Source organism: Chryseobacterium sp. WG23 (genome assembly GCF_024586575.1).
In the GTDB taxonomy this organism is placed as follows: domain Bacteria; phylum Bacteroidota; class Bacteroidia; order Flavobacteriales; family Weeksellaceae; genus Chryseobacterium.
This window is the reverse complement of sequence record NZ_JALCZE010000007.1, coordinates 122,664-139,438: the sequence shown is the minus strand read 5'-3', so window position 1 is coordinate 139,438 and position 16,775 is coordinate 122,664. Positions and strand designations below refer to the sequence as shown.

General features: G+C 36.1%; 15 protein-coding genes. 12 read left to right on the top strand and 3 right to left on the bottom strand.

All coding sequences use genetic code 11. The features are described 5' to 3' along the window. Nucleotides 1–83 precede the first annotated feature (83 nt). On the bottom strand, nucleotides 84–638 hold the full coding sequence (locus MP477_RS12385) for a phosphoribosyltransferase (protein ID WP_047487041.1): 555 nt from the start codon (nucleotides 636–638) through the stop codon (nucleotides 84–86). Between the two features lie 462 nt (nucleotides 639–1,100). Here MP477_RS12385 and MP477_RS12380 point away from each other — a divergent pair, with 462 nt between their 5' ends. Beyond that, nucleotides 1,101–2,690 (top strand): ABC-F family ATP-binding cassette domain-containing protein, encoded by a 1,590-nt coding sequence (locus MP477_RS12380; RefSeq protein ID WP_257190677.1) that lies wholly within the window; start codon nucleotides 1,101–1,103, stop codon nucleotides 2,688–2,690. Between the two features lie 564 nt (nucleotides 2,691–3,254). Here MP477_RS12380 and MP477_RS12375 read toward each other — a convergent pair. Beyond that, nucleotides 3,255–4,208, bottom strand: a complete 954-nt coding sequence (locus MP477_RS12375) for a lysophospholipase (RefSeq protein WP_257190676.1) — start codon at nucleotides 4,206–4,208, stop codon at nucleotides 3,255–3,257. A gap of 66 nt (nucleotides 4,209–4,274) precedes the next feature. Next, a complete protein-coding gene (locus MP477_RS12370) occupies nucleotides 4,275–5,147 on the bottom strand; it encodes a hypothetical protein (protein ID WP_257190675.1) in 873 nt (290 codons plus the stop codon). A gap of 131 nt (nucleotides 5,148–5,278) precedes the next feature. Here MP477_RS12370 and MP477_RS12365 point away from each other — a divergent pair, with 131 nt between their 5' ends. The 11 genes from MP477_RS12365 (at nucleotide 5,279) to MP477_RS12315 (ending at nucleotide 16,750) form a co-directional block, all read left to right on the top strand. Continuing rightward, on the top strand, nucleotides 5,279–6,565 hold the full coding sequence (locus MP477_RS12365) for an adenylosuccinate synthase (protein WP_230036906.1): 1,287 nt from the start codon (nucleotides 5,279–5,281) through the stop codon (nucleotides 6,563–6,565). A 485-nt stretch (nucleotides 6,566–7,050) separates the two neighbouring features. Further along, entirely contained in the window at nucleotides 7,051–7,893 is an 843-nt protein-coding gene (locus tag MP477_RS12360) for an energy transducer TonB (RefSeq protein ID WP_257190674.1), read from the top strand. A gap of 167 nt (nucleotides 7,894–8,060) precedes the next feature. Beyond that, the gene (locus tag MP477_RS12355; RefSeq protein WP_230036902.1) at nucleotides 8,061–8,834 is read left to right on the top strand and encodes a ParA family protein; all 774 of its coding nucleotides are present in this window, start codon (nucleotides 8,061–8,063) and stop codon (nucleotides 8,832–8,834) included. A 68-nt stretch (nucleotides 8,835–8,902) separates the two neighbouring features. Further along, nucleotides 8,903–9,793, top strand: a complete 891-nt coding sequence (locus tag MP477_RS12350) for a ParB/RepB/Spo0J family partition protein (protein WP_230036900.1) — start codon at nucleotides 8,903–8,905, stop codon at nucleotides 9,791–9,793. After that, nucleotides 9,793–10,434 carry a DUF5683 domain-containing protein gene (locus tag MP477_RS12345; protein ID WP_230036898.1) on the top strand — a complete coding sequence of 214 codons (642 nt, stop codon included), beginning with the start codon at nucleotides 9,793–9,795 and terminating at the stop codon, nucleotides 10,432–10,434. Before MP477_RS12350 ends, MP477_RS12345 begins: the two co-directional genes overlap by 1 nt. 68 nt (nucleotides 10,435–10,502) lie before the next feature. Beyond that, the gene (dapB, locus tag MP477_RS12340) at nucleotides 10,503–11,204 is read left to right on the top strand and encodes a 4-hydroxy-tetrahydrodipicolinate reductase (RefSeq protein ID WP_257190673.1); all 702 of its coding nucleotides are present in this window, start codon (nucleotides 10,503–10,505) and stop codon (nucleotides 11,202–11,204) included. Nucleotides 11,205–11,336: 132 nt separating this feature from the next. After that, a complete protein-coding gene (gene lepB, locus MP477_RS12335) occupies nucleotides 11,337–12,986 on the top strand; it encodes a signal peptidase I (protein WP_230036894.1) in 1,650 nt (549 codons plus the stop codon). Nucleotides 12,987–13,043: 57 nt separating this feature from the next. Beyond that, nucleotides 13,044–13,667 (top strand): WbqC family protein, encoded by a 624-nt coding sequence (locus MP477_RS12330; protein WP_373567425.1) that lies wholly within the window; start codon nucleotides 13,044–13,046, stop codon nucleotides 13,665–13,667. A gap of 67 nt (nucleotides 13,668–13,734) precedes the next feature. Continuing rightward, a complete protein-coding gene (locus tag MP477_RS12325) occupies nucleotides 13,735–15,417 on the top strand; it encodes a S8 family serine peptidase (RefSeq protein ID WP_257190671.1) in 1,683 nt (560 codons plus the stop codon). A 125-nt stretch (nucleotides 15,418–15,542) separates the two neighbouring features. Then, nucleotides 15,543–16,034 carry a lipocalin family protein gene (locus MP477_RS12320; protein ID WP_230036889.1) on the top strand — a complete coding sequence of 164 codons (492 nt, stop codon included), beginning with the start codon at nucleotides 15,543–15,545 and terminating at the stop codon, nucleotides 16,032–16,034. Nucleotides 16,035–16,060: 26 nt separating this feature from the next. Continuing rightward, on the top strand, nucleotides 16,061–16,750 hold the full coding sequence (locus tag MP477_RS12315) for an OmpA family protein (RefSeq protein ID WP_047487000.1): 690 nt from the start codon (nucleotides 16,061–16,063) through the stop codon (nucleotides 16,748–16,750). The last annotated feature ends 25 nt before the right edge of the window (nucleotides 16,751–16,775 follow it).

Below are 16,775 nucleotides of genomic sequence, written 5' to 3'. Positions count from 1 at the left end.
TTTTGGCTTTATTTAGTTAATATTTTACTTTTATTTCGATTTAATATTTAAAGCTAAAAGCCAGTAGCTGATAGCTATAGGCATTAATGGTTGATTTGACCGTCTTCCAACTGATACAGATTAGGAAGATTTCTTCCCAGTTCATCATAATCCAGTCCATAACCAAGAACGAATTTATTTGGAATTTCCTTTCCAATATAATCCAATTTGAAATCTTTTTTATAAATCTCAGGTTTCAGTAAGAAACTTGACAGTTTTACAGATTTAGGGCGCTGTGTTTCTTTAAAGTATTTGAAAAGACTTTCCACTGTATTTCCTGTATCCACAATATCTTCAACAAGAATAATGTGACGGTCTCTTACATCTTTAGTCAGTTCCATTTTTTGGTAAACAATCCCTGTAGACTCAGTTCCCACATAAGAACTCATTTGAATGAAAGCAATTTCGCATTCACCTGGGTAATACCTTAATAGATCTGAGAAGAACATGATTACTCCGTTTAAAACGCCAATGAACACAGGAACTTCATCCTTGTAATCTTCATAAATTCTTAACGCTGTCTCTTTTACAATTTCCTGAATCTCGGCGTCCTTCAAATAAGGAACGAAAGTTTTGTCGTGAACTTTAATGCTTTCCATAAAAATTTTTAGTAGTTGGCAAAGTTACGGATTTTTGATTAAAATACTTTCCTGTTTTTATGAGTTTGAGAGTTTTCAAGATTTGAAAGCTATAGAGTTCATATGGTGGACGCAGTGTGTTTAAATGATAACCGATAAAGTTCTTAAGCATATAGCAAGTCCTGGCATTAAGAAAATGAATTTTGTCAAGGTGAAAAAAATAGGCCGTTTAATGTATGGAAGAAAAGCAGATAATAAGTCAGCAGATGATCCTTATCAGTTTATCATGTATAGAATGCATTTTATTTTTGGGTAGAATGGAGTCGCTTTTTTAGGCAGTAAATAAAGAAATAGTAAGAAATTACTATATTTGTCCTTTCAAAACCCAATATACAGACATGTAGGATATAATTTCTTTCAGACTTAATCAGGCAGTAACCAATGAGTTGCTGTTGTTTACCTAATTGTTTTAAGAAAGAAATCATGATTTTACTACAAAATATATCCTTTGGGTTCCCGGGAGGCAACCTGCTATTTAATCATATCAATCTAACGATACCATCTCAAACAAAATCTGCTTTAGTGGGAAGTAATGGTATGGGGAAATCTACCATGCTGAAGCTTATCGCTGATGAATTACAGCCACTAAACGGAAATATAAATATCCATGGAGATATTTTCTATGTTCCGCAACTGTTTGGAAATGGTAATGACCTCACTATTGCAGAATGCCTCAAGATAGATCAAAAGCTATATGCCCTTCAGAAAATTACGGAAGGAGACGTTGATGAAAAATATTTTGAGATCCTGAATGACGACTGGGATCTTGAAGAACGAAGTCGAAATGCTTTACAGTACTGGGGACTTGGGGATTTTGAATTAAACCAAAAGCTTGAAAATTTAAGCGGAGGTCAAAAAACCAAAATTTTCCTTGCCGGAATTCAGATCAATCAGCCGGAGATCATTATACTGGACGAACCTACCAATCATTTGGATCTGGAGGGAAGGAAATTATTGTATGATCTGATTGATAAAACAAACGCCACAGTAATTATTGTAAGCCATGACAGAACATTACTGAATCTGGTGGATACCATTTTTGAGTTAAGCAATCAGGGAATTGCCACGTATGGTGGAAACTATGACTTTTATACCCAGCAAAAAGAAGTTGAGGATGAGGCTTTACATAATGATATTCATGCCCAAGAGCGTGCTTTGAAAAAAGCCAAAGAGAAAGAACGGGAAACCCTGGAGCGGAAACAAAAGCTTGATGCCAGAGGAAAACAGAAGCAGGAAAAGTCCGGTGTTGCCAGGATTATGATGAATACTCTTAGGAACAATGCCGAAAAAAACACATCAAAACTGAAAAATATTCATGCTGAAAAAATCAGTGGTATTTCCGGGAATCTGAGAGATTTACGTTCATCATTAAAGAATTCTGATCAGATGAAAGTAAACTTCAATGACTCCAGCCTGCATTCCGGTAAGATTTTAATGACACTGGAAGAGGTGAATTTCAGCTATGGAGGAGAAAAACTGTGGAAAGAAAATCTAAATCTTGAAATCCGAAGCGGAGAAAGGATCTCTCTTAAAGGTCAGAACGGGTCAGGAAAAACAACCCTGATAAAGCTCTTGCTTGGAAATACAGAACCTTCTGCAGGGAAAATTATAAGAGCAGATTTCAACAGGATATATGTGGATCAGGAATACTCTCTGATTGAAAACGATTTGAGTATTTATGATTTTGTTCAGAAATTCAATGATCAGGCATTGCAGGAGTCCGAGGTGAAAACTTTATTATCCAGATTTTTGTTTGGAAAGGAAACCTGGGATAAAAAATGTGGCGTCTTAAGTGGAGGAGAACGCCTGAGAGTTTTATTATGCGGGCTTTCTGTCAGTAATAAGACTCCGGATATGATTATTCTTGATGAACCTACCAATAATCTGGATCTGCAGAATGTAGAAATTTTAACGAATACCATTAAAGATTATCATGGAACCTTGGTGGTGGTTTCTCACGATGAAGTTTTCCTGAGGGAAATTGGAATGGATAGGGAAGTGGTATTGATTTGATTGTTTTAATTTCTCCCACAGATTTCGAAGATGTGTACGTATTATATAATATGTTTAACCGGTAAAATAGGTAAAGATTTTAATCTAATATTATTCAATAGAACGGGCTTTAGCCCGTTCGTTCATTCGTTTAGGATATGATATTTTAAATTTCTCGCAGATCTCACAGATTTCGCAGATGTTTATGCATTATTTAGATGTATCAATTGGGAAAATAGGTAAGATTTTAATCTAACGTCAAAGAGAATATTCAATAGGAATGGGCTTTAGCCCGTTCGTTCGTTTGTTTAGAATAAGATATTTTAAATTTCTCGCAGATCCCACAGATTTTGCAGATATTTATGCATTATTTAGATGTTATCAATTGGGAAATAGGTAAGATTTTATTCTAATATTATTCAATAGAACGGGCTGAGCCCGTTCGTTTGTTTAGGATATGATATTTTTAATTTCTCGCAGATCCCACAGATTTCGCAGATGTTTATGCATTATTTAGATGTATCAATTGGGAAAATAGGTGAGATTTTATTCTAACGTCAAGAGAATATTCAATAGGAATGGGCTTCAGCCCATTCGTTCGTTCGTTCGTTCGCCTTTTTTTGAAATCCAGTCACAGATAGTATTCAGAACTTCCTCTCTGATTTCCTCATTCAGAATTTCGTGGCGCATCCCGGAATAGATCTCCACACTTACATCCTGGAAACCATCAGTCTTTAAATGATCCACAGTATACATCACTCCTTTGCTAAAATCACCAATAGGATCATCTTGCCCGCTTACAAATAGAAAAGGAAAAGTCTTGGAAATTGAATCAGCCCAGTTTCTTGCGGTAGCTTTTTTGTAAATACTGAATAAAGCATAGAAGGCATTGTTTGTAAACGGAATCCCACAAAGTTTATCCTGTTCAAAATTACGCCTGTTTCTTAGATTAACACTGAGCCAGCTTGTATCTCCAAAATCTTTATCCTTTGTAAACTGCTTATTGTTGACCCTGGTAAAAGTAGAATTCAAAAAAGTACGATGATGTGGAGCTATGGCATTGGCTAAAAATAAGTATCCTTTTAATAGATTGATTCCGGGTAAAGGACCGCCGGTTCCTGTAATGATGGCACCTGAAAACCTACCACTTGCTTTTTGAAGAAGACAGCGGGTAATAAAAGAACCCATAGAATGACCAAGAATAAAATGAGAAACATCAGGATATTGTTCTGCAAGATAACCCGCCATCATTTCTGCATCCGCAACTAACCTTTCATCCGGTTTCTCAAGCTGGAAAAATCCAATCTCTTTTTCATCTTTTACAGATTTCCCATGTCCCAGATGATCATACGTTAACACTGCGATTCCCTCAGAGGCAAAATAGGCTGCGATCTCAGCATATCTTCCGCTGTGTTCCTGCATACCATGAACAATCAACAGAGTAGCTTTTGCTGTTTCCGGAGAAAACAGGGTACAGAAAAGCTGGGAGTCGTTGCTTATTTTTGAAGAAAGAAATGCTGATTTTCGGGATGAAGCCATGTGAATTTATTATAAGGTAATCAAAGATAACCAAATAAGCATGTATTGAAATATGATATAAACTTATTATGGCAAATTGTTGGTCTTCTGTTTTTTTAATCTTTTGAAGACAGTTAATAAAAACCAAACTATATTAGAAGCTGCAAGTAAAACAATTGACCAATATAAGCTGGTGCCGGTCCTGGTTTCATAAGTTCCGGCTTCTTCTCGAAGAATTACTAAGTTATTAGTATTTATCCCTGTGTTGTCTATTCCTCTTTTATAATCTTCAATCTCTTCAATAGACATTCTTTTAAGAAATTTTGTTTTAAACTGATGCTTGTTGAATTGAAGTTGAGAAGAGTCAATAAAGTTATCAATCAACTGTTCTTGTTTATTTTTGTCATCAAAATATCTATTGCTAAATTTTTTGCCAATTAATAAACCAATCCATACTTGATGAGAATCATGAAATGTTTTTTCTTTATGTATAAGCGGGGAAACGTAATAGCATCCTACCCCAATTTCATTTCCTCGGTCTACGCTTGATTTTGATACAGAAAATTTATAATTACTTGTATCAATTTTTGCATTCTTAATGGAATAATACATAGTGGCTGGGTGTATAAAAATTTCTTCAGGATAATTTAAAGATGTTATTTTTCCATTTTTTCTATTTAAATAAAATGTGGAAGCTATAATTGACGCCGTTAATAGAATCCAGGTTATGAATAAAGTAAATGAGTAAAGCTTTTCACTAATGATAAGCTGTTGAAGTTTTTTTCGTAGAATAAACCAAACAATTATAGCTGAAATTGTTATAGGTAACCAATATCCAAAGTATATATCTTCAATTTCTAAGTATTTATATTGAACCCAATAAGCTATTGAAAAAAATATAAAGTAGGTAATTGAAATTATAGAATATGGAAAAATGATTCTATTTAATTTTTCTTTCATGGTTGTTAAAAGTAAATAAAAACTTTATAATTCCATGATTTTCACTTCACCTAAAAATAAAATTCATTCATAATTTGCCCACCCAATTTTTTAAAAGTAATTTTGCACGAATCTAAAAACAAAAGTAAAATATGTCAACTTATGTAGTTGTAGGTCTTCAGTACGGAGATGAAGGCAAAGGAAAAATCACGGATGTTTTATCAGCAAAATCAGATTATGTAGTACGTTTCCAGGGTGGAGACAACGCTGGTCATACGGTTTATGTGGGTGATGAAAAATTCGTTCTACACCTTCTTCCTTCAGGAGTTCTTCAATGCAAAGGGAAATGTATCATTGCGAATGGTGTAGTGGTAAACCCTAAGTCTTTCATTAGAGAAGTTGGTCAGATTGAGAGCAAAGGCTTAAGATCAGATCATATCTTTATCAGCAGAAGAGCACATGTAATTATGCCTTACCACATCCTTTTGGATACTTACCGTGAAGAGGAACACGGAGGAACTCAGATTGGAACTACCAAAAAAGGAATCGGACCTTGCTATGAAGATAAAATTGCAAGAGTAGGAATCAGAATGGTAGACCTTTTAAATCCTGAAATTTTGAGAGATAAAATTGAGAAGAACTTAAAAGTTAAGAACTCTCTTTTTGAAAAATATTACGATAAACCAACTTTAGACGTTGAAGAGATTTACAACGAATATTTGGAAATCGGAAAGCAGCTTCAGGACAGAATCGTTGATACGGAATTGGAATTGAACGAAGCGATCAGAGACGGTAAAAATGTATTGTTTGAAGGAGCTCAGGCGTTAATGCTTGATATCGACTTTGGAACATACCCATACGTTACTTCATCTTCTCCATCTACAGGAGGCGTTTGTACAGGAGCAGGTGTTCCGCCAACTTCACTTCAGAACTTGATCGGTGTAGCGAAAGCATACTGTACAAGAGTAGGAAACGGACCTTTCCCCTCTGAACTGGATAACGAATTAGGAGAGAAAATCAGACAGATTGGTGGTGAATTCGGAGCTACTACAGGAAGACCTAGAAGAACAGGTTGGTTAGATCTTGTTTCTTTAAAGCATGCTTGTATGATTAACGGGATCAATAACCTGGTTATTACGAAATTAGACGTTCTTACAGGAATTGAAAACCTTAAAATCGTTACCCATTATAAAACTGAAGACGGAAAAATCATCGATTATTTCACTTCATCAACAGAGAAGTTGTACAACTACGAACCTATCTACCAGGATTTACCAGGTTGGGGAGAAGATATCACAAAAGCAAGAAGTTATGATGAACTTCCGGACAATGCTCAGAAATACATCGAGTTTATCGAGAAGTATTTAGGAATCAATGTGTATTTGGTTTCTGTAGGTCCTGAACGAAGTCAGAACATTATCAGAAAAGAATTATTCTAATATATTTAGAAAATAAAATAACAAGAGGCCGTCATTGATGGTCTCTTTTTTTTGTTTAAAAAAATCGAAAATATTTGAACGCTGCCGGATACTGTTGTAAAATGAATCGGCCATTACCATAATATTGAATTGAAGAGGGAGCACTAATTCACTGCTCATTTTATTTATGGTGTCTGGTGCTGCATTCAATACAGGGCTTTATTTTTTGCCTTTAAACATTATAAAATATCACCATCATAATCAATTCTCCGGGATTACTATGCACATTAATTCTTCTCCTGATGTTTCTTTCTTAAATAGAATATGTTTTACCGCTGTTTTTAAACAATTACAATATTTGGAAAATGTTAAAATTGAATATTGTCATAATTTTTTTTAAAATTATATTGTTTTGATAATTTTTTGGCAGATATTTTGATATCGTATTAATGCTTATCGATAAGAATTAATGAATTAATAATGATTAACAGTTTAAATAGATTGTGATGAAACAACTGAACCAAAACCAGGAATTTCGCTTCAACGAAGTTCTTTTTGAGCACCGCAATAAAGAATACGGCGCTTATGCATTAAGAAACGAATCAGATAGAATATTAACCAAAGCCCTTTTTGTAGGAGTAAGTCTGCTGGCAGCTGTGTCCATTACCCCGTTTGTAATCTCTGCATTTAATTCAGATACAGTGGTGGCTAGAACAACTGATGATGGAAGAAGAATAATTAAGGTTGTTCAAACTCCAGAGAAAGATCCACCACCTACACAAATTGTAAAACCGGCGACTCCGCCTCCTAGTGTAAAAACTTATGATAACAGATTACCGGAGCCTAAAGCAGTGGTAAGAAATGAAAAAACGGAGGAGCTAGACAAAGTAAATGCAGTAGCAAGTGTACAAACTTCACAGGGAAAAGAAACGGAAACTACATCATATGTTCCGATTGTTCCTCAGGTTATCGGAGGAGGAACCGGACCTTCAATAAAAACAGAGACGGTAGTAGAAAAAACAGATCCTAAAAAAATTGAAACGGAACTGAGTGTAGAAGCTAACTTCCTGGGTGGGATAGATTCATTCCGAAACAAGGTAATGAACAACTTCGACAGCTCAGGATTTGAAGCAGAAGATGTAATGAAAACTACAATTACCTTTATTGTAGAAATGGACGGAACAATATCAGGGGTAAAAGCTAATGGAACCAATGCGGATTTTAACAATGAAGCAATAAGAACAATTAAATCAATTTCTAAAAATGGGAAATGGATTCCTGCAAAAAATAAAAAAGGAGAATCCGTAAGAAGTTATTTCAAATTTCCTATCTCAATGAAGTTTGATTAATCACCATAGAAAACGAATTTTAAATAGTTATCCACAAATATTTTTTTTTGTGGATAATTTTTTTAATCGCTAAAATGCTTATTAACAGTATTTTAACTCAATTTTGATTTTAGCCATTCATCGGGAGCAAAGAAAAAAGTGTATTTTTGAAACTTAAAGTTCTAATAATGGCAAAAATCATAGGTATTGCTAATCAAAAAGGGGGAGTTGGAAAAACAACCACCGCTGTAAACTTAGCAGCAGCATTAGGAGTATTGGAGAAAAAAATATTAATCATCGACGCTGACCCCCAGGCAAATGCAACGTCCGGGCTGGGAGTGGAAGATGTTCAGTATTCTACCTACAATCTACTGGAGCATAGTGCAGATACAAGAGCCTGTATCAAAAGAACAGCAACTCCGAATCTGGATATTGTTCCGTCACATATTGACCTGGTAGCAGCAGAAATTGAATTGGTAGACAAAGTAGATCGTGAGTATATGCTGAAAAAAGCATTGGCAAGTGTGAGAGATGATTATGACTACATTATCATCGATTGTGCACCAAGTTTAGGGCTCATCACCGTGAATGCCCTTACCGCTGCAGATTCAGTGATTATTCCTATCCAGTGTGAGTATTTTGCATTAGAAGGATTGGGAAAACTTCTGAATACCGTTAAAAACGTTCAGAAGATCCACAATAAAGATCTTGATATAGAAGGTCTTCTTCTGACAATGTATGACAGCAGATTGAGATTATCAAACCAGGTTGTGGAAGAAGTGAACTTACACTTCCCGGAAATGGTTTTTGAAACCATTATCAGCAGAAATGTACGATTGAGTGAAGCTCCAAGTTTTGGAGAAAGTATCCTTAATTATGATGCTGAAAGTAAAGGAGCCGTTCAGTACATTCAGTTGGCTGAAGAAGTTCTTTTGAGAAACGAAAATTTAATAAAAAATTAAATTAATAATAAATGGACCCTAAGTAATGCTGGTCATCACTTATCAAACATCATTTATCAATTATATCTATGAAGGACAAGAAAAGAGCTATGGGACGTGGTTTAGGAGCCATTTTAAGTGCTGAATCCAAAGCGAGTGTCAATTCTGCTACGGATGAAGGAGCAGATAAGTTTGTTGGAAATATTGTAGAAGTAGCACTTGAGGATATTTACCCAAACCCGACACAGCCAAGAACTTATTTTGATGAAAAAGCATTAAATGAACTGGCCCAGTCTATCAAAAATTTAGGCGTAATTCAACCGGTTACCTTAAGAAAAGATGGCGAAAAGTTTGAGATCATATCCGGGGAAAGACGTTACAGAGCAACTAAAATTGCCGGGTTAACAACTATTCCTGCATATATCCGTTTAGTTAATGACCAGGAGCTTCTTGAGATGGCTCTTGTTGAAAATATCCAGAGAGAAGACCTTGATGCCATAGAAATAGCCTTAACTTATCAAAGGCTTTTAGAAGAAATTGGCCTTACTCAGGAAAATCTTAGCCAGAGAATTGGAAAGGACAGAAGTACCATTACCAATTCCATCAGATTGCTGAGGCTGAATCCGGATATTCAGAATGCCATCAGAAGTGGTGAAATTTCTGCAGGACATGGGAGAGCGATCATCAGTCTTGAAAATGAAGAAAATCAGCAGATCCTGTTTGATTTGATCATCAAAGAAAAATTAAATGTCCGTCAGGCTGAGCAGGCTGCAACAGCATTGAAGAATCCAAAATCTCCGGCAGCGAAAAAAGTAACTGCAGAGCTTTCCAATAATTATAAAAGAGCCCAGAAGACCATTGCTGATATCCTTGATGTAAAAGTAGAAATCAAAGCTTCTGGAAACGGTAAAAAAGGTAAAATTGTTCTGGACTTCAAAAATGAAGAAGAATTGGAATATATTTTGTCCCATATTAAATAATGAAGAAAATATTTTTCACATTTTTCCTGAATCTTACGGTGCTGGCTTATTCACAAGTCGGCCCTATTGATACTGTTCGGTTACAAAGTCCTCCAAAAGCCGAAATACCCCCTGTTGTAAAACCTGGGAAAACTGAAGCTAAGATCATTGAGGATCTGGAGAAAGCCAATGGACCAACCAAAAAGACACTGAAATTGAACCCTACCAGAGCCGGATTGTATTCAGCCGTGTTCCCGGGGCTAGGCCAGTACTACAATAAAAAATACTGGAAAATTCCAATTGTATGGGGAGCAGTAGGAGCCGGAGTAGGTATTGCCGTATGGAATGACAACCAGTATAAAAAATACCGTGAGTATTATATTGCTAAGCTCAACGGGACGCCTAACGAATTTGTAGATACCCATCCGTGGCTGGATAAAAAGGCCTTGGGAAATGTTCAGGACAGAGCAAAAAGACAAAGGGATTATGCTATTGCTATTACAGGACTAATTTATATCCTTAATATTGTAGATGCCGTAGTAGATGCCCATCTTTATGAAAGCAGACATGACCCGGATTTATCCTTTAAACCGGCTGTTATTCAGGATCAGTATGGTTATGATCAGCCGAAAACAGGATTGAGTTTAAGCTACAGATTTTAACACAAAAAAAGTACACCATAAAGCTGATATATGGCATTATGGTAAAATTATAAAACAAAAATAACAGTATGAGAATAGCATTAGTTGGCTATGGCAAAATGGGGAAGATCATTGATGAGATCGCACAAAAAAGAGGTCATGAAGTAGTGGCCCGCCTTAAGGAAACTCCAACTGCTGAAAATCTTAATCATCCTGATGTTGTCATTGAGTTTTCCCTTCCGGAAGTTGCTTTTGATAACATTAAAGCCTGTCTTGAAAATAGAATTCCTGTCATCTGCGGAACGACAGGATGGCTGGAGAAAAAAGAGGAAATAGAAAAATTAGCTGTTGAAAACGGAACAGCATTCTTATACGGTTCAAACTTTAGCTTAGGAGTAAACTTATTCTTTGCTTTAAACGAAAAGCTTGCCGATCTCATGAAAAACGTTGATGAATACTCTTGTCAGCTTGAGGAAATTCATCATATCCATAAAAAAGATGCACCCAGCGGAACGGCTATTTCCATTGCAGAAGGTATTATTAAAAACAACCCGAAATTTGAAGCATGGAAACTGGAAGAAACTCAGGGAGACCAGCTTGGGATTTTTGCGGTACGTGAAGATGAAGTGCCGGGAACCCATAGTGTGTTTTACAGAAGTGAAGTAGATGAAATTGAGATTAAGCATACGGCTTTTAACAGAAACGGATTTGCATTAGGCGCAGTAGTAGCTGCAGAGTGGATTAAAGACAAGAAAGGGAATTTTGCAATGAAAGACGTTTTAGGGCTTTAATTTGTAACAAATTCTTTAAATTGCGACAAATAACAGAAATGATGAATAGTGAATTGTAAATAGCGGAAAAGCTGTGATCATTTATTACTCATCATTTTATCATTTATATTATCAGAATAGGCAAAAAAATTTATGAATTATTTTTTAACTTATACAGTATATGTTCTCATTTTATCCATATTAATGGGGATTTCAACATGGAAGCTGTTTAAAAAAATGGGGTACAGCCCTTTATTAGCATTTATACCCTTCTATAATTATTTCATTATTCTTAAAGAAACAAAACATCCGAAATGGTGGGCAATTTTGTCTTATATGCCAATTGTAGGCCCTATTATGATGTCTGTTTTTCATCTTTACTTAATGAAGAAGTTCGGGAAAACTCTTTTCAAGGACCAGATCCTTACAGTGATCCTGCCGTTTATCTATATGGCTACGGTAAACTATTCTAAAGATACAGAACTTGAAGACGAAAATGCCAATGACCTGTTTCTTACAGACGAAGAAAAAAGCGATAAAAAGAAAGATACATTTTTGGGATCTATTACTTTTGCCGTGGTTTTTGCAACCATCATCCACGTTTTTGTAACCCAGCCTTTCGGAATTCCTACAGGCTCGATGGAAAGAACACTATTGGTAGGTGACTTCCTTTTCGTAAATAAATGGAGCTATGGATACAGGCTTCCAATGCGTCCTTTAGCAATACCTTTCCTTCAGGGAACCATTACAGATACAGGACAAAAAGGAAATCCAAAGGATGATCCAAAATCTTATGTAGACGGGGTAAAATTACCTTATACAAGAATTCTGCAGTTTAATAAGCCACAAAAAAATGATGTAGTTGTATTCAACTATCCCCGTGACTCTGTGCATACTGCAATAGACAGAAAAGACCCTTATGTAAAGAGATGTGTGGCTACAGCAGGAGATACTTTCGAAATGAGAGCCGGAAGGCTTTTTGTCAATGGCAAACCTGAAACTATTTTAGGAGACCAGGAAATACAGCACAGATATATCGTAACCACTGGAAGCCAATTGGACATTCCGGCTTTATATAAGGCGTATGGTTTCTTGCCGGTTCAGGAATTACAGCAGAATAACGGAGGATACCTTTATGCTTTCCAGGGACTGACAGATAAAACGGCTAAAGAAATCAAAGAACTTCCTCAGGTAATTGATATGAAGGAAGATGTTTCTGCAAAAGGAGAAGCCGCAGTATATTATAAGGATGAACTTAAAACAAAAATTGATACTACACAGTCTATTTTTCCTATCAACAAACCATGGAATGCCGACTGGTATGGGCCGGTAAGAATTCCTAAAAAAGGAGATGTAGTAGCGATCAATAACGAGACACTTCCTATGTTCCAATGGATCATTTCAGAATATGAACACAACAGCTTGGAAAAAAAGAACGGAAAGATCTTTATCAACGGAAAAGAAACCAATCAATATACCATCCAGCAGGATTACTATATGATGGTAGGAGATAACAGAGATGCTTCGCTAGATGCAAGATTCTTTGGATTCGTTCCGGAAGAAAATATTGTCGGAAAACCAATGTTTACATGGATGAGCCTTCAGGGAGCTTTCTCAGACAGCAGCTCTACGTATCAGGCACCTTTCAAGGTTCGTTGGGATAGAATGTTTAAAGCAACCAATACCGGAGAAGCTAATAAAACTTCATACTGGTGGATTGCAGCAATGATTTTAATATTATTCTTCGGGTGGGAATATTTCGTGAAATTATTCAGAAAGAACAAAACTGAAGACGAGTTATAAATAAAATTAAGCTTAAAATAGAATGAAGTATTTGAAAAAATACTTCATTTTTGCATTATGAATATGAAGAATGTTTTATTGCCGGTATTTTATCTGCCGCCGGTGTCATGGTTTTCAGTGTTTTTAGATGCTGAAAATGAAGTTGTATTTGAACAGTTTGAAAATTTTCCAAAGCAGACGTATAGAAACAGAGCCAATATTTATGGGGCTAATGGGAAACTGTCACTGATTATCCCGATGAACCATAATGGGAAAAGAGAAATGAAAGATATGGAGATCTCCTACAGGGAAGACTTTAGAAATCTTCACTGGAAGTCCATCAAGACTGCGTATCAAAGTTCCCCCTATTTTGAATACTATGAAGATAAACTGAGAAAAATATTTGATCTGAAAGAAAAGTTCCTTCTCGATTTTAACCTTAAGGGGTTAGAGGTGATCCAAGAGATACTTAAAACAGAAAAGGCACACTCTTTGAATGAAGAATATATCAAAAATCCTGAAAGCATTAATTTCAGAGAAAAGTTCTCGGCAAAACATCCTTCCGAATTTGAAATGGAAGAATATTACCAGACATTCTCAGATAAATTCGGGTTTTTGAAAGATTTATCCGTCCTGGATCTTATTTGTAACAAAGGGCCGGAATCTCTTACTTATTTAAAGAGTATTAAACAATCGTATTAATGCAAATTGCCGGAAAGGTAAATGAAGATGACGGTTGTATGACTTTAGAAAAAATAAATATCAACATATGAAAAAGGTATTATTAGCTGCTGTTTTTTTAGCAGGTTTTAGTTTCTCTTATGCACAGGAGTCTAGCGCTAAAAGTATTGATCCGAAAGAGGATAAAGATTTGATGACATGGTATCATAAAGATTTTTCCACTTCAAAAGTATATGGTGTGAACACGGCGAACGCCTATAAATATTTAGAGTCTAAAGGTTTAAAACCTAAAACTGTTGTAGTAGGGGTTTTAGACAGTGGCGTACAGGTTGATCACCCTGGATTGGTGAAAAACCTATGGTCAAACCCTAATGAAGTTCCTGGTAACGGAAAAGATGATGACGGCAACGGATATATTGATGATGTACACGGATGGAACTTTATCGGTGGCAAAAATGGTGATGTAGATATTGATAATATGGAAGTAACAAGAGTTGTTGCTAAATATAAGCCGCTTTTTGAAGGGGATGATTCTACAAAAAATAAAGCCAATCAGGCTAAAATGCCGGAAGACTTTGCTATGTATATGAAAGCTAAAGAGCTTTTCACTAAAAAAAGCATAGAGGCAAAACAGAATTTCCAGACGTATTCCATGATTAATGAGCTGATCCCGAATATGGTAAAACTACTTGGGGGGAAAGCCGTGACAGCAGAAACTATTTCAGCGATCAAAGCACCTACTGAACAAAAAGATGCTATCGCATTTCAGGTGCTGGGCCAGGTATCTCAAAGCCCTGAGTTCAAAGGGAAATCTTCTGCAGAATTTGAGAAGCTGATCAAAGAACAGATGAAAGAAGCTATTGATTATTACGCTCCACAATCCAAGCAGTATGATCTCAGCTATGATACAAGAAAAGAAATCGTAGGAGATAACTATGACGACTATTCACAAAAAAACTATGGTAACAACCATTATGAGGGACCTGATGCAGAGCATGGAACTCACGTAGCCGGAATTATTGCCGGTCTTCCACAAGGGAATGTCATTCAGTATGGTGTAGCTTCCAAGGTAGCAAAGATTATGTCTGTAAGAACAGTTCCTAATGGAGATGAAAGAGATAAAGACGTTGCCAATGCCATCAAATATGCTGTAGATAACGGGGCTAAAGTTCTGAATATGAGCTTTGGAAAACCTGTTTCTCCGGGTAAAAATGTAGTCTGGGATGCTTTTAAATATGCTGAAGACAAAGGCGTACTCTTGGTAAAAGCTGCCGGTAACGAAAATGAAGATGTAGCAGAACACCTGGCATTTCCTACCAATTTTAAAAATGTTGCTGATGAAAAACCATTCGTAAGCAATGTTCTTGTGGTGGGAGCGAGTACCAATAAGAATAATGCATTGAGAGCAAGTTTCTCAAACTATAATAAAAAAATGGTCAATGTTTTTGCTCCGGGAGAAGAAATCTATTCTACCGTTCCTAAAAACGAATATAAGTATCTTCAGGGAACTTCTATGGCTTCACCTGTTGTAGCGGGAGCTGCAGCCATTTTATTGGCGTATATGCCGGATCTTAAACCTTACCAGGTTATAGAATCACTTGTGAAAAGCAGCAACCCCAATACAGAAAACGGATTTACTGATTATTCTCAGGCAGGAGGTGTTATTGATGTGACAAAAGCTGCAGAATATGCTTACACCAACTTTTATAACGGTAAATCATCAACTAAAACTAAGCCTTCGAAATCCGTAAAAAAGACTGTTAAAAAATAGTTTATCTACCTGTATTTAAGGCTAAACCATAAAAGGTCCGAAATTTTCGGACTTTTTTTATTTTTTATTTTCAATTTTGGCACGGTTTTTTGTAACTTTATACTAACAAAATAATAAACAACAAAATGAAAAAGTTACTACTTGCAGGGATGTTAGGAACATCCATTTTTGCAGTGTCTTGTTCCTCAGTGAATAAAGCGGCTACAGCCCAGGATCAAAAAGGAGATTTCCTTAAGATGAAAGGAGATTGGCAGATTGTTAGCGTAAATTACGATAAAGGATTTAAAATTAAGCCTTTCGACGAAGGAGCAGATGCTCAGTGTTTTGTAGGAAGTCATTGGAGACTGATTCCTAATAACTGGACAGGAGCTTATACCTTAAACGGTGGTGGAAATTGTCCGGCTATTACACAACCTATCAAGTTTGAAGTGAAAAATGGTAACACATTTATGTTTAAAAAAATTGCCGCAGGTACTAAAGCAAAACAAAATACAGCAGGATATACGCTGACATTAGTGAGCCAGACTACGGATCAGTTTTCTCTTGAACAGGATGTTCCGTTTGATGGAGAAAATGTGAAAGTTGTTTACAACTTCGAAAGAGCTGGAATGAAATAATTTATCAACATACAAGATCAAAAAAAATGAAATTTAATAAAACATACGTAGGAGCCCTTTTTTTATCATCAGCTTTGTTATTAACAAGTTGTGAAGCGGTTCAGAATTCAAACCACCAACAGAGAGGTACAGCAGTAGGTGTTGCATCAGGAGCTGTATTGGGAGGTATCTTAGGTAACAATGTAGGTAAAGGAGGTAATGGAGCTATTGGTGCTGTATTAGGTGGTATTATCGGTGGAGTTGCAGGTAACGTTATCGGTAACAAAATGGATAAGCAGGCTAAAGATATTAAAGAAACTTTACCGGGAGCTCAGGTTGAAAGAGTAGGGGATGGTATTAAGGTAACGATGAATGAAAGTATTGTAAACTTTGCTTTCGACTCTTCAAATCTTACTTCTGTAGCACAAACCAACCTGGATAAGCTAGCTAAGGTATTGGCTGATAACCCGGATACGAATATCAATATCTACGGACATACAGACAGCGTAGGTAAAGATGCTTACAACGTGGCGCTTTCTCAAAGAAGAGCAGATGCTGTAAAAGCTTATTTATCTGGAAAAGGAATAGCAAATAGCAGAATGTTCACAAAAGGTGAAGGTAAAAATATGCCGGTTGCCAGCAATGATACTGATGAAGGAAGAGCTAAAAACAGAAGAGTGGAATTTGCCATTACTGCCAATGAAAAAATGATTAATGATGCCAAACAAGGGCAATAATTAATTTAACATATAAATATTTTCG

Excerpts from the sequence above, each read along its gene's own strand:
- MP477_RS12385 (WP_047487041.1), bottom strand. The coding sequence starts at position 638 with ATGGAAAGCATTAAAGTTCACGACAAAACTTTCGTTCCTTATTTGAAG.
- MP477_RS12380 (WP_257190677.1), top strand. The coding sequence starts at position 1,101 with ATGATTTTACTACAAAATATATCCTTTGGGTTCCCGGGAGGCAACCTG.
- MP477_RS12375 (WP_257190676.1), bottom strand. The coding sequence starts at position 4,208 with ATGGCTTCATCCCGAAAATCAGCATTTCTTTCTTCAAAAATAAGCAAC.
- MP477_RS12370 (WP_257190675.1), bottom strand. The coding sequence starts at position 5,147 with ATGAAAGAAAAATTAAATAGAATCATTTTTCCATATTCTATAATTTCA.
- MP477_RS12365 (WP_230036906.1), top strand. The coding sequence starts at position 5,279 with ATGTCAACTTATGTAGTTGTAGGTCTTCAGTACGGAGATGAAGGCAAA.
- MP477_RS12360 (WP_257190674.1), top strand. The coding sequence starts at position 7,051 with ATGAAACAACTGAACCAAAACCAGGAATTTCGCTTCAACGAAGTTCTT.
- MP477_RS12355 (WP_230036902.1), top strand. The coding sequence starts at position 8,061 with ATGGCAAAAATCATAGGTATTGCTAATCAAAAAGGGGGAGTTGGAAAA.
- MP477_RS12350 (WP_230036900.1), top strand. The coding sequence starts at position 8,903 with ATGAAGGACAAGAAAAGAGCTATGGGACGTGGTTTAGGAGCCATTTTA.
- MP477_RS12345 (WP_230036898.1), top strand. The coding sequence starts at position 9,793 with ATGAAGAAAATATTTTTCACATTTTTCCTGAATCTTACGGTGCTGGCT.
- dapB (WP_257190673.1), top strand. The coding sequence starts at position 10,503 with ATGAGAATAGCATTAGTTGGCTATGGCAAAATGGGGAAGATCATTGAT.
- lepB (WP_230036894.1), top strand. The coding sequence starts at position 11,337 with ATGAATTATTTTTTAACTTATACAGTATATGTTCTCATTTTATCCATA.
- MP477_RS12330 (WP_373567425.1), top strand. The coding sequence starts at position 13,044 with ATGAATATGAAGAATGTTTTATTGCCGGTATTTTATCTGCCGCCGGTG.
- MP477_RS12325 (WP_257190671.1), top strand. The coding sequence starts at position 13,735 with ATGAAAAAGGTATTATTAGCTGCTGTTTTTTTAGCAGGTTTTAGTTTC.
- MP477_RS12320 (WP_230036889.1), top strand. The coding sequence starts at position 15,543 with ATGAAAAAGTTACTACTTGCAGGGATGTTAGGAACATCCATTTTTGCA.
- MP477_RS12315 (WP_047487000.1), top strand. The coding sequence starts at position 16,061 with ATGAAATTTAATAAAACATACGTAGGAGCCCTTTTTTTATCATCAGCT.